The 18683-nt window shown below is 51.1% G+C and carries 15 protein-coding genes, 1 tRNA gene and 1 pseudogene; 9 read left to right on the top strand and 8 right to left on the bottom strand.

The genetic code is table 11. The annotated features are described in order from the left end of the window. Positions 1-98: 98 nt before the first annotated feature. A pseudogene (chpT, locus tag KHQ09_RS12720) lies at positions 99-725 on the bottom strand (histidine phosphotransferase ChpT); the annotation flags it as partial. A gap of 236 nt (positions 726-961) precedes the next feature. Further along, entirely contained in the window at positions 962-1102 is a 141-nt protein-coding gene (locus KHQ09_RS12725) for a hypothetical protein (protein ID WP_213598570.1), read from the bottom strand. Positions 1103-1242: 140 nt separating this feature from the next. On the opposite strand from KHQ09_RS12725, the gene KHQ09_RS12730 reads away from it, so the two are divergent. Beyond that, on the top strand, positions 1243-1827 hold the full coding sequence (locus tag KHQ09_RS12730) for a DUF1134 domain-containing protein (protein WP_213598572.1): 585 nt from the start codon (positions 1243-1245) through the stop codon (positions 1825-1827). A 196-nt stretch (positions 1828-2023) separates the two neighbouring features. After that, complete coding sequence (locus KHQ09_RS12735; RefSeq protein ID WP_213598574.1) at positions 2024-2983, top strand: coiled-coil domain-containing protein; 960 nt, start codon at positions 2024-2026, stop codon at positions 2981-2983. Between the two features lie 91 nt (positions 2984-3074). Here KHQ09_RS12735 and KHQ09_RS12740 read toward each other — a convergent pair whose 3' ends face one another. From KHQ09_RS12740 to KHQ09_RS12750, 3 genes are all read right to left on the bottom strand, one after another. Then, positions 3075-4163, bottom strand: coding sequence for a siderophore-interacting protein (locus KHQ09_RS12740; protein ID WP_238481793.1), 1089 nt, complete (start codon positions 4161-4163; stop codon positions 3075-3077). Positions 4164-4341: 178 nt separating this feature from the next. Then, positions 4342-5460, bottom strand: a complete 1119-nt coding sequence (locus KHQ09_RS12745; RefSeq protein ID WP_213598578.1) for a DegT/DnrJ/EryC1/StrS family aminotransferase — start codon at positions 5458-5460, stop codon at positions 4342-4344. Between the two features lie 361 nt (positions 5461-5821). Beyond that, complete coding sequence (locus KHQ09_RS12750) at positions 5822-6781, bottom strand: Gfo/Idh/MocA family protein (RefSeq protein ID WP_213598580.1); 960 nt, start codon at positions 6779-6781, stop codon at positions 5822-5824. A 171-nt stretch (positions 6782-6952) separates the two neighbouring features. On the opposite strand from KHQ09_RS12750, the gene KHQ09_RS12755 reads away from it, so the two are divergent. Next, positions 6953-7029, top strand: a tRNA-Met gene (locus KHQ09_RS12755). A gap of 584 nt (positions 7030-7613) precedes the next feature. After that, positions 7614-7838 carry a DUF7947 five-stranded beta-barrel domain-containing protein gene (locus KHQ09_RS18640; RefSeq protein WP_445482805.1) on the top strand — a complete coding sequence of 75 codons (225 nt, stop codon included), beginning with the start codon at positions 7614-7616 and terminating at the stop codon, positions 7836-7838. A gap of 427 nt (positions 7839-8265) precedes the next feature. On the opposite strand, the gene KHQ09_RS12760 is transcribed toward KHQ09_RS18640, so the two are convergent. The 3 genes from KHQ09_RS12760 to KHQ09_RS12770 form a co-directional block, all read right to left on the bottom strand. After that, positions 8266-8676: a hypothetical protein gene (locus KHQ09_RS12760; RefSeq protein WP_022709461.1), complete on the bottom strand. Its 411-nt coding sequence runs from the start codon at positions 8674-8676 to the stop codon at positions 8266-8268. A gap of 99 nt (positions 8677-8775) precedes the next feature. Continuing rightward, entirely contained in the window at positions 8776-9315 is a 540-nt protein-coding gene (locus tag KHQ09_RS12765) for a terminase small subunit (RefSeq protein ID WP_213598582.1), read from the bottom strand. A gap of 209 nt (positions 9316-9524) precedes the next feature. Continuing rightward, positions 9525-9749, bottom strand: coding sequence for a hypothetical protein (locus KHQ09_RS12770; RefSeq protein WP_139316401.1), 225 nt, complete (start codon positions 9747-9749; stop codon positions 9525-9527). A 291-nt stretch (positions 9750-10040) separates the two neighbouring features. Here KHQ09_RS12770 and KHQ09_RS12775 point away from each other — a divergent pair, with 291 nt between their 5' ends. The 5 genes from KHQ09_RS12775 to KHQ09_RS12795 all read left to right on the top strand — a co-directional run bounded on the left by KHQ09_RS12775 (position 10041) and on the right by KHQ09_RS12795 (position 18674). Further along, on the top strand, positions 10041-11120 hold the full coding sequence (locus tag KHQ09_RS12775; protein WP_213598584.1) for an HlyD family secretion protein: 1080 nt from the start codon (positions 10041-10043) through the stop codon (positions 11118-11120). A gap of 2 nt (positions 11121-11122) precedes the next feature. After that, positions 11123-13906: a ribosome-associated ATPase/putative transporter RbbA gene (rbbA, locus tag KHQ09_RS12780; RefSeq protein WP_213599988.1), complete on the top strand. Its 2784-nt coding sequence runs from the start codon at positions 11123-11125 to the stop codon at positions 13904-13906. 1 nt (position 13907) lies between these two features. Continuing rightward, on the top strand, positions 13908-15020 hold the full coding sequence (locus tag KHQ09_RS12785) for an ABC transporter permease (protein ID WP_116087852.1): 1113 nt from the start codon (positions 13908-13910) through the stop codon (positions 15018-15020). 62 nt (positions 15021-15082) lie between these two features. Beyond that, positions 15083-16267 (top strand): acetate/propionate family kinase, encoded by a 1185-nt coding sequence (locus tag KHQ09_RS12790; RefSeq protein ID WP_022709468.1) that lies wholly within the window; start codon positions 15083-15085, stop codon positions 16265-16267. A 16-nt stretch (positions 16268-16283) separates the two neighbouring features. Further along, positions 16284-18674 (top strand): phosphoketolase family protein, encoded by a 2391-nt coding sequence (locus tag KHQ09_RS12795; protein WP_213598585.1) that lies wholly within the window; start codon positions 16284-16286, stop codon positions 18672-18674. Positions 18675-18683: the final 9 nt, after the last annotated feature.

Consider the following 18683-nt stretch of genomic DNA (forward strand, 5'->3'; position numbering starts at 1 on the left):
GCTGATTAATCGTCAGCCAGTGTACCGGCATCGGCGGCGAGTGTGCCGTCATCGGCTTCAGGCACATCGCCCTGAAAAGCCGGTTCGACTTCTGCTTTCTGCGCACGGAAGACGATTTCTTCTTCGCTCACATCAATAATGATTTCCATACCGGCTTCCTGTGCCAGCAACAGCGTGTAGTAAGGCTGCACGGAATGCGCATCAATTGCCTCATCCGGAATGATACCGTCGTGCAATTCCTTAAATTTCGGCGGAACGCGCAGCATACGGCCGCGTGTTTTAATGCTGATTTTCGGATCGGTTTCCGCATCTTCCAGCACCACATCCAGATTTCCGCCACGCGGAATGGAAGAAATACCGATCAGGATCAGGTTCAGCAGCAGTTTCACCTGATTTTTAGGCAGGAAAGCGCGGTTGCCGGTCCAGGTAAATTCAGGCTTTTCATTCGCCATATAAGCGGTGGCAACATTTTGTGCATCACCTGTATCAATCTGCACTCCGGCAGAACCGGCAGCACCGAAAGCGATACGGGCAAATTGCAGACGGGCAGACGCATTACGCGCGCTGGCAGCAATCAGCGCCATTGCATCTTCATCCGCACCGCCCTCTTCCAGCAATTCCAGACCATTATTAATCGCACCGACCGGTGAAATAATGTCATGGCAAATGCGGCTGCACAGCAATGCGCCGAGATCAACCGCGGAAAGAACAACAGGCAAGGACATTGATTGCATCTCCAAATTTCATATCTGCCTGCCGGCAGGCTTCGATCAAAGTTCCGGCTCAGCCTTGCGGGCAAAATCTGGCACATCGCAAAACGAATCACCGGAACATAAACTGATAACAGGACGCCATGGCATCCTTGTGCCGCGATTATGCGCCAATAGGCTTAATGATTACCAAATAACAGGACAAAAACAGCTTTAATGCTTTTTCATTAAGCCATTGAAAGGACAATTTTTCATATAAACAATTCGACAAGGTTTTTGACGCTACAATAAGGGTCATATCCGTGCGGAAGGCTATAAAAATCAAACAGCCGTTTCGCCAAACCACCGTATCCTGCTGTTCCGGCAAGATACATACCGGATAAAGCAATCATCAGAATTGCGACTCCGGACAGGGATTTAAGCATGTGTAGTAATCATTTGCGCATGTTTGGAAATACGGACAACAGCGCCTGTTCAGGGCGCTCATTGTCCCGTCAGACAGAATGAGCCAAGCAGCCAGAAGGATTTTTTTATGGCTACCCTAAACCTGTCCTCTTTCCGCATGCATATTGCATCGGTCATAATGGGATTACTGGCTCTGATCAGCGTCGTACCGCAGCAGGCCAAAGCCAATGAAGGCTTCAGCATGGAGGAAATTGTTGCCTCCGGCCATCGTTTCTTTGGCTCAACCTCAGGCGGCATTGCCTCCGCCATTGAAAAAGCGTTCCAGAGTTACGGCCTGCCAAACGGCTATATTCTGGGTGAAGAAGGTTCCGGCGCCTTTGTAGGCGGCCTCACTTACGGTGAAGGCACGCTCTATACCAAAAATGCCGGCGATCACAAAACCTACTGGCAGGGGCCGTCCCTTGGCTGGGATTTTGGCGGTCAGGGTTCGCGCGTCATGATGCTGGTTTACAATCTTGATGATGTAAACATGCTCTATGGCCGCTATGCGGGCGTTTCCGGCTCTGCCTATATTATTGCCGGTGCAGGTTTTAATGTGCTGAAGCGCGGCAATATTCTGCTGGTACCGATCCGTACCGGTGTCGGTGGCCGTCTCGGCGTCAATATCGGCTATCTCAAGCTGACACCAAGCGCGACATGGAACCCGTTCTGAGCGCAGACATATGACCGGAGAGAGAATTGGAAAATTCTCTCTTTTACAGGCGCATCCCGTATATTTTGCGGATCAGATACGCATTCAGTCAAAGGGACAGAGCGGCAATCCGGTTAAATCATACCGGATGCACTCTGAATGATTTAAATTTCATGCATTCATGTCATAATCTGAAAGCACCGGAGATCGGCAGATCGTGATACAATCCGTACTGGTTTTCCTGCTGGGCTTTTTATGCGCAGTCTTTCTGATTTTGCTGGCAGCGCCATTGTTCTGGCGACGCGCGAATTATCTGTGGCAAAAACAGATGAATGCCCAGCTGCCGCTTTCGCTGACAGCCATTGAAGCCGACAGGGATATGCTGCGTGCATCCCATGCCGTTGCGCTCCGTAAAGCGGAAATGCAAGCCTCGGAAATCCGCGAGAAGCACACTCAGGCATTGTTGAAAATCAGCACGGATCGTCATGAAATTGAGAAGATTCTGCCTTTGCAGCAGGAGCTTGAAATTGCCAGAATACAGCAGAAAGACGACCGGCAGACTTTAAACGCTGCGCAGGAGCAGATGAAAAAGCTTCAGCAGAAACAGCAGGCGTCCTTTGAGGAAAACGGCCGGATGCAACGCCAGAATGAAGCCCTGAGCCATCTCAGTGATACGCTGCGTGAAGAGGTCTCCCGTCGTGAAAGCGAAGCAGACCGGTTGCGGCGTGAGGCAGGCGATCTGCGGCAGGAAAAGAAACAACTTAACAGCTTGAAGTCAGAACTGGCTTCTCAGGTGGCATCATTGAAAACATCTCTTGAAAGCGAGAAACAGCGTAATCAGGCGCTTGAGGAGAAACTGCATCGTCTGATTTCAGAACTCTCTGATGCGCAGGAAAAACTCGAACGACAGAGCAAAACCATGCGCTCCAGCGAAAAATCCGCTGAGAATGAAAGCCGGACGCTGAGTGATGAAGATAATCAGCTACGGGAAACCATCAGCGATCTCGCTGCTGAAATGGTTGCCAGAACAGCTGCTCAGGAAGGTGAAACCTCCCCTATCCACACATTGCTGAAAGAGCCGGACACAGAACCGGATGCTCCAGCCAAAAGCACCAAAAAAGCAAAAGCATCAAAACAGAAAAGTCTGGCCGGACGCATTAAAAAGATCACAGCCTGACATGAGAGCGTCGTGTGCCGGACCTGGCACACAGGTCGCCTTAACGTCAGGCAGTAGCTTTCCTTGAAATCACACAGCCAAAGCCATCCGCTTAATGGTCATCCGTAACACCACGCCGCCAATAGGCAACCGCCATGTGGTCATCGCGTTTCAGGCCGCATTCTTTACGCCAGAAGCCGCGAATAGCTTTAAAAGCATCGAACTCACAGCCAGCCCATGCAAATAACCGGCGCCCTTCGCTTTGCACCGGTATGGCCTGCTTTACCGCATCGATCAGCAGCGTTGTTGTTCCGGCTTCCGCACCATTACGATGCAGCCATTTCAGATCAAGCTGTGCCTGAGTTTCCAGTAGCTGCTCTTCGGCACTGTCGGCCACTTCAATACGCACGATTGCCGATGCCGTCGCCGGCAGTCTTTCCAGTATACGGGAAATAGCGGGTAAGGCAGTCTCGTCGCCGACCAGAATAAAATCATCACCCGCAGGCATATCCCCGCCACCGGGGCCGGTCATGCCGATAATATCACCGGTCTGCGCCTGCATGGCCCATTCTGTTCCCGGTGCTTCAACCGTGCTGGGATGCACGACCATATCAATATCAACCCAGCCCTGCTCAACATCAATGGTCCGGATTGTATAGACACGGTTTTGCAGACGGTGCTCACCATCCGGCCAGACCGGACGACCGTCAGCACCCAGATGCGGCCATTTTGGTTTGAGCGGCGGTTTAGGCGGCAATATCAGGCGGATATGAAGCCCGCCGCTGGCATAACGCCCCAGATCATCGCCCTGCAATCTGATCCGGCGCATATGCGGCGTAATATTGCGCACGGCAATGACCTTCATTTCACGGAAAAACGGTGGCAGGCTGCCCTCGCCCGCGCCGTCGCCTTCCCAGCGGAAGCTCACAGCTTCGGCTCCCGCATGGTGGACAATACCTTCCGCGACAGCAAATTTCAGATAAGACAGATCGCTTTCATTGGCAGCCTCGGCGGTTACGGTAAAACGCTCCTGTTCCAGCCTGAGTTTTGCCACACCCATCAGCAGCGGAATTGTACCTTCATTCCCTGTGCGCTCCACGGCATAATGTTCGCCATAAACACGCAGCAGATTTTCGAAAATTATCTCTGCCTGCGCGGAGGAAACTTCCGTTTGTGCAATAAATACAGGCTTATTCATCATCTCTCCTGCAGTCTCTGCCGATTAAAACCGGCGGGTTATCTGCAGCTAACACCCGATAATATGAATTTTCAATTCATATTTTAATTTGCAGTCACACTGACTGCCCGCCTGAAACAGCAAAAAGGCCGGATGTTTCCATCCGGCCTTTAAGATCATAACTGAAAGCGGAAAATTCCGGTTACTTACCGTGGAACTCACGAATCGCAGCAATTACGCGTTCCTGATCTTCCTCGGAGAGGTAAGCATGCATCGGCAGGCTGAGAATGCGTGAAGGCAGAGCTTCAGACACCGGCAGACCACCTGGTGCTACCATATAATGCTTATAAGCAGTCTGCAGATGCAGCGGCTTCACATAATAGATAACCGAAGGAATCCCCTTCGCCTGCAGATGGGCTTTCAGCTCATCACGGCGTTCGGTTTCAATCGAATATTGCGCCCATGCGGAACGGATACCGGCAGCCGGACGGGTTACTTTAACAATGTCACCCAAGCCTTCGGCATAACGATTGGCAACCTTTTGACGGGTTTCCATTTCGTCTTCGAGAATAGCCATTTTTTCCAGCAGAACCGCAGCCTGAATTGTATCCAGACGGGAGTTCAGACCAATGCGCACATTGTCATACTGGGTTTCGCCTTTACCGTGGAAATGGATGGAGCGCAGAACATCGTTCAGCTCGTCATCATTGGTAAAGATTGCGCCGCCGTCGCCATAGCAGCCGAGCGGCTTGGCAGGGTAGAAGCTGGTTGCACCGACATGACCGAAAGAACCGCACATGGCATTGTCACGCTTGCCGCCGATCGACTGGGCAGCATCGGAAATAACCTTGAGGCCTTCTTTATCAGCAATTGCCATAATGGCACGGTAATCAGCAGGCAGACCGAACAGATCAACCGGAATGATCGCCTTTGGTGTCAGACGGCCTTCCTTGCGCACTGCATCAATAGCAGCCTGCAACTGTTCCACATTCATATTGTAGGTGTCTTCTTCGACATCCACAAAAACCGCTTCCGCACCAACCAGCGCCACCACTTCAGCGGTTGCTGCAAAGGTAAAGCTCGGGCAGAAAACTGCATCGCCGGGGCCGACGCCCATAGCCATCAGCGGCATCTGCAATGCGTCTGTACCATTGGCACAGGCCAGAACATGTTTGACGCCAACATAATCAGCAAGCTGCTTCTCAAACTCAGCAACTTCAGGTCCGAGAATATACTTGCCTTCCGCGACCACTTTAAGAACAGCAGCGTTAAGACGGTCTTCAATGCGAGCGCGCTGGCTCACAAGATCAATGAATTGCATGTCGGCTCCAATATCAATTGATCCGCATCATGCACGCGCACACCCGCGAATCGAGTAGTATGTAGTCCCTCATAAGAGACTTCGCCATGGTGCATTCTTCACTGTTTGGCAAACAATGTAACACAGCTTGAAGCAATGGCGGAACATCGCGTCTCCCTTGTTCCGCACAGCAGTCGCGAAGACCGGCTCGCCGGTTCTTATACCAGAAAAGCCGCTCAATCGCGTTGTTTTATTCGCATCCTGCAGTCTGTCCACATAGATACAGTCTGATTATCCCGTTCAGCCCCTCAGACTATGAGCCAATCTATCAGTACCGTCAGCATGACAAAGAGCCGGATATCTCAAATATCTGTGATTCCGGTTAGCGTACCGGATGGTTCACAGTGCCTTTGGTCAAAATCCGCAACACACTCACAGCTTCTTCACCATTGGTGCGCGGTGTTTCACGCGTTTCAATGCAATGAATGAAATGTTCCAGCTCACGAGTCAGCGGCATGCCTTCCTGTACCGGCACATATTCCGGATCAGCCTTGGTGAATGCGATCTGCCCGTTCTCCTGCCAGACTTTATGACGATACAGGGTCAGCTTGCGTTCCCACGGCTCAGCATCGTCAAAAACAGCCATCGCCTTATCACCGACAACCGCAAGACGGCGATCCATGATCGGGTTCAGGCGTGAAGCGAACAAATGACTGCGAATACCATTCGGGAATTCCATATGCAGATGGGCAAAATCGCTTAAATGATCGATTATTGCCGCACCTTCACCACGCACAGCGGAAGGCTCAGAGCCGGTCAGCGCCAGAATCATCGACAAATCATGCGGTGCGAGATCCCAAAGCGCATCATTCTGACCGTGGAACTTACCAAGACCAATGCGATGCGCCTGAATATAACCGATTTTGCCGAGTTCACCGCTTTGTGCCAGTTCCAGCAATTTCTCGAATGCCGGATGGAAGCGCAGAATATGACCAACCATAAACACACGGCTATGCTTCTCAGCCGCCTGTATTGCGGCTTCACCATCCGCAACAGTCAGAGCGATCGGCTTTTCAACCAGCACATCCTTGCCGTTTTCAACGGCGCGGATGGCATATTGCGCATGAAACTGCGCAGGCAGCGCCATAACAATCGCATCGATGTCTTTTGAAACAAAAAGATCATCAACACTGATTTGCGCCACATCATAATCCGCAGCAAATTTTGCGGAGCGTGCCGGATCAATATCACTGACAGCAACGAGTGCGCCCAGACCTTTAAGAGTGCGGATATGATTGTTGCCCCAATAGCCACAACCGAGAACTGCGATACGCGGTGCCATATTTTCCTGCCTTTGCTTGTTGAAAACTCAATAACTTTGCAAAAGTTGGATTTCAATACCGATTAATGCATAACAGTGCTTGACAGCTATGCGCATACCGACTTATACGACCCCCGTTCCCAACGAGAACATTGCTTCGCGAAGCAGCTGAAAAGCTCTGAAGCATCGTGGGGCGGAGTAGCTCAGTAGGTTAGAGCAGAGGAATCATAATCCTTGTGTCGGCGGTTCGAATCCGTCCTCCGCTACCAAAAAATTACAAAACAAAATCAAATAGTTATAAAGCACGTAGCTGGAACATGATGTAAATTTCATGTCGCATCGTGTTGCAAATGGCATTCTATAAATTTCAATGAGTTACACTGGTACACGGTAGCTCCACGCGACATGCCGTGCAACATGCCCCGTCGAATCGTTGTGACACTCAGCCCAGATTTGGACTGAGCAACCTTTCGCTCAAATCGAAGGGTTGAATTCAGCCGAACCAGATTTGGTTTGGCCTGACATGCCAGCTTGAGCGGCAACTTGCTGGCGGATAACTTGGGGCGGCGACTATCAGAAGTTACAAGATCATTTCGAGTCCCCTATTGCGGCACAATCTGCTTGCGGAATTCACCTGCCCAACGAATAGTGTAATTCAACTTCCTCAATTTAAGGAAGTTGAATTGTTCATCCACAATTTGTGGACGTGCCCTAAATTTGGGGCATCATCAATTCAGTGATACCTTTTACTCAAATTTCAGTAAAAGTCCGCACCATAAAATGATGGAGTGGGAGATGCGTCCAAGGTTGGTACGAATTTCGCCCATTCCTGACTTCCGATAACCAAAATGATATGTTCGGCCGGATCAGTAGCTATAACATCAACACATACAAAGGACGGATATTTCTCGAAGATGAGAAAAGACCAGTCCCGTTTATTTTAGTAGATATGTGCCGAGATATTGCCACAAGAAATCTGATTGTTTCGAGCCTGCGCGCAAACAATAGAGACAGAATATCACCCGATGGTCGGATCTCATGTAGTGCTTTCAAATTTGTTAGCAGTACGGAGCGTTAAAGAATATTCTTATTACCAAAGTGGAACGGCCTTAGAATAAATAACTGATTAGCCGCCCTGTTCCAGTCGGGCGGCTTTTTTATTGCTGACCGGTCATAGCGACTTCAAGCCTTCACCGATCAGAAAGCCACGAACGCCGTTTAAGCCACTTGCGCCAGTCTCATGGCATTCAGCGCGGTCTCATATGGCAGTCCGGTCTTATCGCGTACCCACGGCCCAAATTCGCCGTGCGGAAGCGATAGCTTATTCTGGATGAGAATTGCCCTATCTCGATCAGCTCCGCTTCTGTGTGGCGCGTATAGGGCTGGAATATAGGCCTCTCGTCTGAAATGGCGACTGGTTCCTTCGAGGTTGCCGTGTGGCGTGCTTTCTCGCTTTTGTAGGTCGCATGAGTGCTTTCAGTTGGGGCGACTGGCTACAGAATAAACTACGCCGCACACACTGGCGCAAGCAATCCTTCAAGCTCCGAAAGTATCAATGTGCGTAGTGTCCCGCGTACCGGCCACGGCCTGAGCGCTAGAGAGCGACCACGGAGCACGGCAAGGTCTATCTGATCAAAAGCCGCCATAAAGTCACCAGCACGCCTCTCTGCCCAATCTGGGCGCTGCAGCACTATGTCTGAGACTGCACCGATTGTTTCAGACCACAGCTCATCAATATTACCGGCGCTTTGCTTTATGGTTTTCACAACAAAGACCAAATGACCTTCGCCGTGTGCGTCCCTTATGGCTTTCATTGTGCCCCGTGCATGGCTCTGGCCGCGCGCTCTGCGCCGGTAGGTAGGCACCAATTTAACGCCCAATTGATCCATTAAACTATCAAGACGACCTTTAGCCATAAAGCACCTCTCATATTAGTTTATTACAGGCAGTATTCCCACCTTCTAGGATATTGTTATGCTGACGGATAGACGCAGTTCTCCGCCCCCCCCCATTTGTCAGGAGTCGTTTTCTCCGCCGGCTCCCAAAAGATCGCTGCCAGATCGTAAAGCCTCACCCGCTTCTCTGAACTTGCCTTGTGATTGAGCAAACGCCCCATTTAATCCCTTCTCAATCTCCGCGCGCAATTTCACATCGCGCGTTACCGCTACGGGGATGCCGGTAAGTTCTGCGCGTAGTGTTGCAAAAACATTTGAGACGACGGCTTCAACGTCTTCCATATCGACGAGACGACCTTCCTCTTTCCCGATCCGGAGTTCGACCTCTCTTTGCCGTGCGGCCTTAAGGCCGCTGTCGGCTGCTGCTTTAGATGACCTTCGTTCCTCGTCTTTAAGGGAGCGGACATAACCTTGTACAACAGCAACCAGTGGGTACTTTCCCTTGATTGCCACGGGGATATAACCATTCGCCGATAGCTGACGAAGCCATTGAGATGTAATACCCAACAGTGAAGATGCCCCACTCGTTGACAGCATTTCTTCACCCGTAAGGTCGATGATTGCGGACGAGGTCGAAGATGTTGTGGCCTTTTTTGCCATTTCGATTTTCCTCAAAATGCAAAGCAAACTCCGATTTTCCAAATTTGGAAAACGCTCATATTTAGGGGTGCAGCGTGACCGCACAGCTTGCCTATGGGGTAAGGTACCTTTTCTTTGCCCCTTGACGTCGCGATGCAGAGGCGCACAGAGGGGGGGAAGGCAAATGAATGATTTACTACCATGAACCGTTCCGCGCTTGTACAGCCCGTTCAATCGCACAAATGGGCAAGCTTGTTGTTGGATTGTTCAATTCGAGTAAGGGTGCGCGGATAGAGATCGACATGTCGAGTAACTGGCCATCCACTGACTTCAGTCACAACAATAAGAACTTCCTCCTGAGGTTCAAGTTCAAGACGTTTATGTAGAGTCGCACGACTCGCTGTATGCTGTTCGGCGAAGGTCATTGCGCCATTAAAGTCCAGATCGGCAATCATTTGATCTACCTTGGCCTTTAATTGGTCTTGCAAAATTCATATCCAAATATCGCTTCCATTATTGCCTAGGATCACGTCATGCGTCAAAAAAGAAGAAACTCAATCCATAATAGCACAGATATTGTCCGATTTAGACTGGAACCAACATAAATAAAAAATGATGCTTTTTGGGGCAGAATGTAACTTTTATTACAACAAAAAGAAATAAACAGTATTGACTGCAATCAATGACATTTATTGATTCATATAACACCTCATAGACAAAGTTTCATATAAACTCAGGCATAGTAAATGATCAAAAGCAAATTGATTCGGTTTAAGAAATACACTTTTGTTGTCGTTACAGTCCTGCTTGCTGGAGGCGGATATTATACATGGCAACAACTGAATAATGACAACCTACCCGAAGGCATTGCCTCCGGAAATGGACGTATTGAAGCCGTTGAGGTCGACATTTCCACCAAAAGTGCCGGTCGTATTCGTCAAATTCTGGCGGATGAGGGTGATTTTGTGAATGCCGGCGATGTTCTGGCGCAGATGGATACCGATCAGGCCGAAAGCCAGCGTCGTCAGGCTGAAGCACAGTTGCGCCGTGCAGAAATCAGTATTGAAACAACCCGTAGCCTTGTAGCACAGCGTGAAGCAGAACAAAAAGCAGCTGCTGCCATCATCGCACAACGCGAAGCACAACTAGATGCCGCGCAGCGCCGCTTGGTACGCTCGCAGCAGCTGAATGAATCCCGTACTGTCTCCCAGCAAATTCTCGATGATGACCGTGCCAATGCCCGTGGCGTTGAAGCGGCCGTAAGTGCTGCCAAAGCGCAGCTGGCTGCAACTGAAGCCGGTATTAGCGCCGCCAAAGCGCAGGTTGTTGATGCGGAAGCAGCCGTTGATGCTGCTAAAGCCGCGATTGCAACAATTGCCGTTGAGATCAATGATGCCAGTTTGAAAGCACCCAAACCGGGTCGCGTTCAATATCGTATTGCCCAGCCGGGTGAAGTGATTGCTGCCGGTGGCCGTGTGCTCAATCTGGTTGACCTGAGCGATGTTTATATGACGTTCTTCCTGCCAACTGCACAGGCCGGACAGGTCGCAATCGGTGCTGAAGCCCGTATCGTTCTGGATGCTGCACCGCAATTTGTTATTCCGGCCAAAATCAGTTTTGTTGCCGACGTTGCCCAGTTCACGCCGAAATCCGTTGAAACGGAAGAAGAGCGCCAGAAGCTGGTGTTTCGCGTAAAAGCCAAAATCCCGCAGGAACTGCTGCAAAAACATATTCAGCAGGTCAAAACCGGTCTGCCGGGCACTGTCTATGTTAAGCTGAACTCTGAAGCCACATGGCCACAGAACCTTGCGGAACCTGTACAATGAACATGGATCTGGCGAGCGATAACAGCGCGGACGATGAACCTGTCGTCCGCATACAGAATGTCAGCCTGACCTATGGCGCCAAACAAGCCCTGTGTGATCTGACGCTGGATATTCCGACTGGTCGCATGATCGGCCTCATTGGCCCTGACGGCGTGGGGAAATCCAGCTTGCTGTCACTGGTTGCTGGTGCGCGTATTATGCAGCAAGGGCGCATTGACGTGCTGGGCGGGGATATTGCTGACAAGCGCCATCGCCAGTCCGCTTTTCCTCGTATTGCCTATATGCCGCAAGGGCTGGGTAAAAACCTATATCCGACCCTGTCGGTCTTTGAGAATATTGAATTCTTCGGCAGATTATTCGGCCATAACAAGCATGAACGTGAGCGCCGAATTACGGATTTGCTGGCACGCACCGGCATGTCGCCCTTTGCGGATCGTCCTGCCGGCAAACTCTCCGGCGGGATGAAGCAAAAAACCAGTCTTTGCTGTTCGCTGATCCATGATCCTGACCTGCTGATTCTTGATGAGCCGACCACCGGCGTTGATCCTCTGTCGCGCCGCCAGTTCTGGGAGCTGATCGACGATATCCGCAAAGATCGCCCGGGTATGAGCGTGATTGTTGCCACGGCCTATATGGAAGAAGCCGAGCGTTTCGACTGGCTTATTGCTATGAATGACGGGCAGATCCTCGCCAGTGGCACACCAAAAGAGCTGATGCAACAAACCGGCACATCGAATGTGGATGATGCCTTTATCGCCTTATTGCCGGAAGAACTGCGCCAAGACCATCATAAGGTGGTGATCCCGCCGCGTGATGAAAGCATCACGGATATTGCCATTGAAGCCGAGCATGTCACCGTGCGTTTTGGTAAGTTCACAGCCGTTGATAATGTCAGCTTCCGTATTCCGCGCGGCGAGATTTTCGGCTTCCTCGGCTCCAATGGTTGCGGCAAATCCACGACCATGAAAGTGCTGACCGGCTTGCTGCCTGCAAGTGATGGTATTGCCCGCCTGTTTGGCCGTGAAGTTGATACCAAAGATATCGATATCCGCCGTCGTGTCGGCTATATGTCACAGGCTTTCTCGCTCTATTCAGAACTGACTGTGCATCACAATCTGGAACTCCACGCCAAATTATTCGGCATGGAAGAGGCCAGAACCAAACAGCGTATTACAGAGCTTTCACAGCGTTTCGATCTGACCGAGATGATGGATATTTACCCGGATGATATGCCGCTCGGTATCCGTCAGCGTTTGTCTCTCGCGGTCGCCCTGATCCATCAGCCGGATATTCTCATTCTCGATGAGCCGACTTCCGGTGTTGATCCAGTGGCACGTGATGCCTTCTGGCAAATCCTCGCCGATCTTTCGCGCAAGGATAATGTGACGATTTTCGTCTCCACCCACTTCATGAATGAAGCAGAGCTTTGTGACCGGATTTCCCTGATGCATGCCGGTAAAGTGTTGATCAGTGATACACCGGCTGCAATCACTGCCAGCTGTTCGGCAGCAACACTGGAAGAGGCGTTCATCGGCTATCTTGAAGATGCCATTGGCGAAACCGCACCTGCGCCGCAACCTGCCCATACAGCAGTTGCAGAACAGACAGCACAAACAGTAAAACGGGTACGAGAGCTTCCGGCTCCGTCTGCAAGCTGGATGCCTGATCTGCGCCGTATGCTCGCTTATACCAGACGCGAAACGCTGGAACTGCGGCGCGATCCGATCCGCGCCACACTGGCAATGCTTGGCAGTGTTATCCTGATGTTTGTGATCGGTTTCGGTATCAATCTCGACGTGAATAACTTAAGTTTTGCAGTGATTGACCGCGACGACACAACGATCAGTCGTGACTATATCCTCCAATTCTCCGGCTCACGCTATTTTATCGAAAAAGATCCGATCCTTGATTATGACGATCTCGACCGGCGCATGCGAAACGGCGAGATCAGTCTGGCGATTGAGATACCACCGAACTTTGCCCGCGATGTCGAACATGGACGTCCTGTTGAAGTCGGCGCATGGATTGACGGTGCAATGCCGACGCGGGCAGAAACCATTCAGGGTTATGTGCAGGGCACGCATCTCAACTGGTTGTCGCAAAAAGCCCGCGAGCTCTATGGCAACACCACGGCCCTCACCAGTTTCAATATGGAAATCCGCTATCGCTATAATCCGGATGTGCAAAGTCTGGTAGCCATGGTGCCAGCGGTTATTCCGCTGTTGCTGCTGGTTATACCGGCCATGCTCTCGGTGCTGAGTGTTGTGCGCGAAAAAGAACTGGGCTCGATTATCAATTTCTACGTGACACCGGTCACGAAATTCGAGTTTCTGATGGGTAAGCAGCTGCCTTATATCGGGCTGGCTTTCTTCAACTTCCTGATGCTGACCGCCTTCGCAGTGTTCATCTTTCAGGTGCGGTTTACCGGCAGTTTTCTGACCTATTCAACGGCTGCCTTGCTCTATGTGATTATCACAACAGGCATGGGGCTGGTGCTCTCCACTTTCATGAACAGTCAGATCGCCGCTATCTTCGGCACCGCCTTGATGACGTTGATACCTGCCGTGCAATATTCGGGTATCATTGATCCGGTTTCTTCTTTGCGTGGTGCAGGGGCTTTGATCGGTCAGATTTATCCGACAACCTACTTCACCACCATCTCGCGCGGGACGTTCTCGAAAGCGCTCAGCTTCTCTGATCTGGGCATGCCTTTTCTGATGTTGCTGATAACCATTCCGGTGCTGATGGTGCTGGGTATTGTTCTTCTCAAGAAACAGGCGCGCTGAGATGAGGATTTCCAATATATTCCGTCTTGGCATCAAGGAGCTACGCGGTCTTGCCCGCGATCCGATGCTGATGATCCTGATTGTTTATGCGTTCACACTGGCAATCTATACGGCTTCCAAAGCAATGCCGGAAAACCTAAACAATGCGGCGATCGCAATTGTTGATGAGGATCAGTCCCCGATCTCCGGCCGGATTACCACCGCATTTTATCCGCCTTATTTTGTGCCGCCGAAACTCATCTCCACTTATGAGATGGACAAGCGCATGGATACCGGTCTGGATACATTTGCGCTGGATATTCCGCCGAACTTCCAGCGTGATCTTCTGGCCGGACGCAATCCGACTATTCAGCTGAATATTGATGCGACGCGTATGAGTCAGGCCTTCAGCGGCGGGCGCTATGTGCAGGCCATTGTGACCAATGAGGTGAGCGAGTTTCTCAATCATTATCGCAGTGCCACTAAAATGCCGGTCGCGCAGAACCTGCGTGCGCGCTTCAATCAGGATCTGAACAAAGGCTGGTTCGGTGCGGTTACCAACGTGATTGCCTCGGTGACGATGCTGTCAATCATCCTGACCGGTGCGGCACTCATTCGCGAGCGTGAACATGGCACGATTGAACATCTGCTGGTGATGCCGGTCACCCCGATCGAGATCATGATCAGTAAGGTCTGGTCTATGGGGCTTGTGGTGCTGGTTGCCACGGCAATGTCCTTGCTGTTCATCGTCAAAGGTGTGCTGTCGGTACCGATCAATGGATCGATCATCCTGTTCCTGCTCGGGGTGGCACTCCAGCTTTTTGCCACCACCAGTCTCGGCATTTATCTAGCAACCATTGCCGGTTCCATGCCGCAATTCGGACTATTGATTGTGCTGATCCTGCTGCCGTTGCAGGTTCTCTCCGGTGCAATGACACCGCGTGAGAGCATGCCGGAAATCATTCAGAATATCATGCTGGCAGCACCAAACACGCACTTTGTGATTCTCGCGCAATCGGTGCTGTTCCGCGGTGCAGGATTAAGCGTGGTCTGGCCGCAGTTCCTCGCCCTCATGATTATCGGTTCCGTGCTCTTCTTCTTCGCACTCAAACGTTTCCGTAACTTCCTGAGGTGAGCTGACACAATAAAGCCTGCCTCACTTTTCCTGCAAAGCTGTTGATTATGGAAAGACTTGGAATGAATGATTTAATTCTCACATTCAATACAGGATCATCGACCGTCAAAATCGGCAGTTTTGAATGGAACGGCTCGTCTTTGCATAAATCCGCTAAGGCTGGCATTGATTTTGCCGCGTCTCCTTTGAGTTTTCATATGGAGCGCGGCAAAGAACGGCTGGATTTGCAACTGCAATCTGAGGCTTCTGCGGATATAGTCAGCGTGTTGAGCGAGGTTTTCGATAAGCTTTCTGCGCATATAGACCTGACCCGTATCAAAGCCATTGGTCACCGTGTGGTGCATGGCGGCGATGTTTTTACTGGTCCTGCATTGATTGATGAACGCTCAATTCAGGCCATTGACGATTTGTCGGCCTATGCGCCGTTGCATCAGCCTAAAAGTCTGGCGCTGATTAAAGCGATCCACCAACTTTTCCCTAATATTTTGCAAACAGCCTCTTTTGATACAGCCTTCCATCGCACCATGCCGGATGTGAACCGCCGGTTTGCCATTCCGCGGGAAATGCATGACCAAGGCATCAAGCGCTATGGTTTTCACGGACTCTCTTATCAATCCATTGCACAACATTTTAACGAGCTTGACCCGGATTTAGGCCGTAAGAAACTTGTTGTTGCCCATCTTGGCAGCGGCGCCAGCCTTTGCGCACTTAGAGAAGGCAAAAGCGTTGATACCAGTATGAGTTTCTCCACGCTGGACGGTATTCCGATGGCAACGCGCTGCGGAAATCTAGATGCGGGTGTGCTGCTGCATCTGTTGAGCCAGCAGAATATGAACGCCGATGAGTTGACTGATATGCTTTATCATCGCTCCGGTCTGCTCGGTGTATCCGGCATCAGCGGAGATTGTCGTGACTTGTTGGCAAGTGAGGCACCTGAAGCAAAGCAAGCTATTGATCTCTTCACCACACGCATTGCCGGTGAAATCAGTCGTCAGGCGACCAGCCTTGGCGGGTTGGATACCATTATTTTCACCGCAGGTATTGGCGAACATCAGCCCGAAATCCGCACCCATATTGCCAGAAAATTACAATGGCTGGGCGTCGAACTGGATGGTGTGGCCAATGATAAAAATGCTTTCCGCATTAGTACACAATCAAGCAAAATCGCGGCTTTCATGCTCGCAACTGATGAAGAGCAAGTGATTGCTGCGGAAACCCTCACTGTTTTAAACCAATCCTCCCAATAGGTTAAGGAATTTTGGAATGAATAATCAGACTGGCGCCCAGCCGCTTACTCCGGATCAGCTGAAACTGACCGACCGCTATTGGCGCGCGGCCAATTACCTCTCCGTCGGGCAGATTTATCTGATGCAAAATCCGCTGCTGCGTGAGCCTTTAAAACCTGAACATGTCAAGCCGCGTTTGCTCGGCCATTGGGGCACTACACCCGGTTTGAACTTCATCTATGTACATCTCAACCGCATCATTAAAAAGCGCAACAAAGATGTGCTGTATGTCTGCGGCCCCGGTCACGGTGGCCCTGGCATGGTGGCGAATACCTATCTGGAAGGCACTTATACGGAAACCTATCCCGATATCACCGAAGATGTTGACGGAATGCAAAAACTCTTCCGCCAGTTCTCGTTCCCGGGCGGTATTCCAAGCCATGTGGCACCGGAAACTCCGGGTTCCATCCATGAAGGAGGCGAGCTTGGCTATGCGCTTGTGCATGCTTATGGCGCAGCTTTTGATAATCCCGATCTCGTCGTTGCCTGTGTTGTCGGTGACGGTGAGGCCGAAACCGGCCCCTTGGCGGCTGCATGGCATTCTAACAAATTCCTCAACCCGAAGCGCGACGGCGCGGTGTTGCCGATCCTGCATCTGAATGGCTATAAAATCGCTAATCCGACCCTGCTTGCTCGTATGTCAGATGAGGACTTGTACAGCCTTTTCACAGGCTATGGCTATGAACCATTTTTCGTAGAGGGCCACGAGCCGGAAGCCATGCACCAACTGATGGCTGCAACTTTTGACCGTGCTTTTGATCGTATCAAAGCCATTAAAGAGCAAGCCGATCTTAAATCTCCGGAGCGTCCGCGCTGGCCGATGATTATCTTCCGCAGCCCCAAAGGCTGGACAGGGCCAAAAGTGGTTGACGGCAAAATGGTGGAGAACCATTGGCGCTCCCATCAGGTGCCGGTTGCCAATTGCCGCGCAGATGATGCCCACCGCAAAATCCTTGAAGACTGGATGCGCAGCTATGATCCCGAAGATCTGTTTGACGCAAGCGGCAAGCTGAAACCGGAACTGCGCGCGCTCGCACCAAGCGGTGAAAAACGCATGGGCGCTATTCCGCATTCCAATGGTGGCTTGCTGCGTAAAGACCTGAAAACACCCGATTTCCGCAAATATGCAGTCAATGTTAGCGTGCCGGGTGCGGTACAGGAACAAACCACCAAAATCCTTGGTGATTATCTGCGCGATGTCCTCCGCCTCAATGATGAGGATAAAAACTTCCGTGTCTTCGGGCCAGATGAAACGGCGTCCAATCGCCTTGGCAGTGTTTTTGAGGCAACCGACCGCGTCTGGATGGCTGAAACGCTAAACAGTGATGATCATCTGGCCTCCGACGGCCGCGTGATGGAAGTGCTCAGTGAGCATTTGTGTCAGGGCTGGCTGGAAGCCTATTTGCTGACCGGTCGTCACGGCTTCTTCTCCTGCTATGAAGCCTTTATCCATATTGTGGATTCAATGTTCAACCAGCATGCCAAATGGTTGCAGGTCGCGCGCGAACTGCCATGGCGCAAACCGGTTTCATCGCTCAACTATCTGCTGACCTCCCATGTCTGGCGGCAGGACCACAACGGCTTCTCCCATCAGGATCCGGGTTTTGTCGATCTGGTCGCCAATAAGAGCGCCGATATTGTCCGCGTTTATTTCCCGCCGGATGCCAATACACTGCTTTGGGTGGGTGACCACTGTCTCAAAACATGGAACCGTGTGAATGTGATCGTTGCCGGTAAGCAGCCATCACCACAATGGCTAACCATGGATGAAGCAGAAAAGCATTGTGAGGCCGGTCTTGGTAAATGGGATTGGGCAGGCAGCGAAGATGGTATGGAGCCTGATCTGGTGATGGCTTGCGCCGGTGATGTACCGACCATGGAAACTCTGGCCGCCGCCGCAATGTTGCGTGAAGCGCTGCCGCATTTGCGCATCCGCGTAGTCAATATTGTTGATCTGATGGCACTGCAATCACCGCAGCATCATCCGCATGGTATTGCCGACAGTGAATTTAATGCGCTTTTCACCACTGATCGTCCGGTAATTTTCGCTTATCACGGCTATCCGTATCTGATCCACCGGCTGGTTTATAAGCGCACCAACCATCCGAACTTCCATGTGCGTGGCTTTATCGAAAAAGGCACAACCACAACGCCCTTTGATATGGCTGTGATGAACGAACTTGATCGTTATAATCTGGCGATTGAAGCGCTTAACCGTCTACCTTTGGCTGCCGGTATAGCAGACCCGATTATCGCGTATCTTCAAAAAAAGCTTCAGCAGCATCATGACTATGTGCGTGAGTATGGTGAGGATATGCCGGAAATCCGTGACTGGAAATGGCCGCATAGCCGCGTAGCCAAGAGCTGATTGCAGATA

This window comes from Pseudochrobactrum algeriensis (genome assembly GCF_018436245.1).
In the GTDB taxonomy this organism is placed as follows: domain Bacteria; phylum Pseudomonadota; class Alphaproteobacteria; order Rhizobiales; family Rhizobiaceae; genus Pseudochrobactrum; species Pseudochrobactrum saccharolyticum.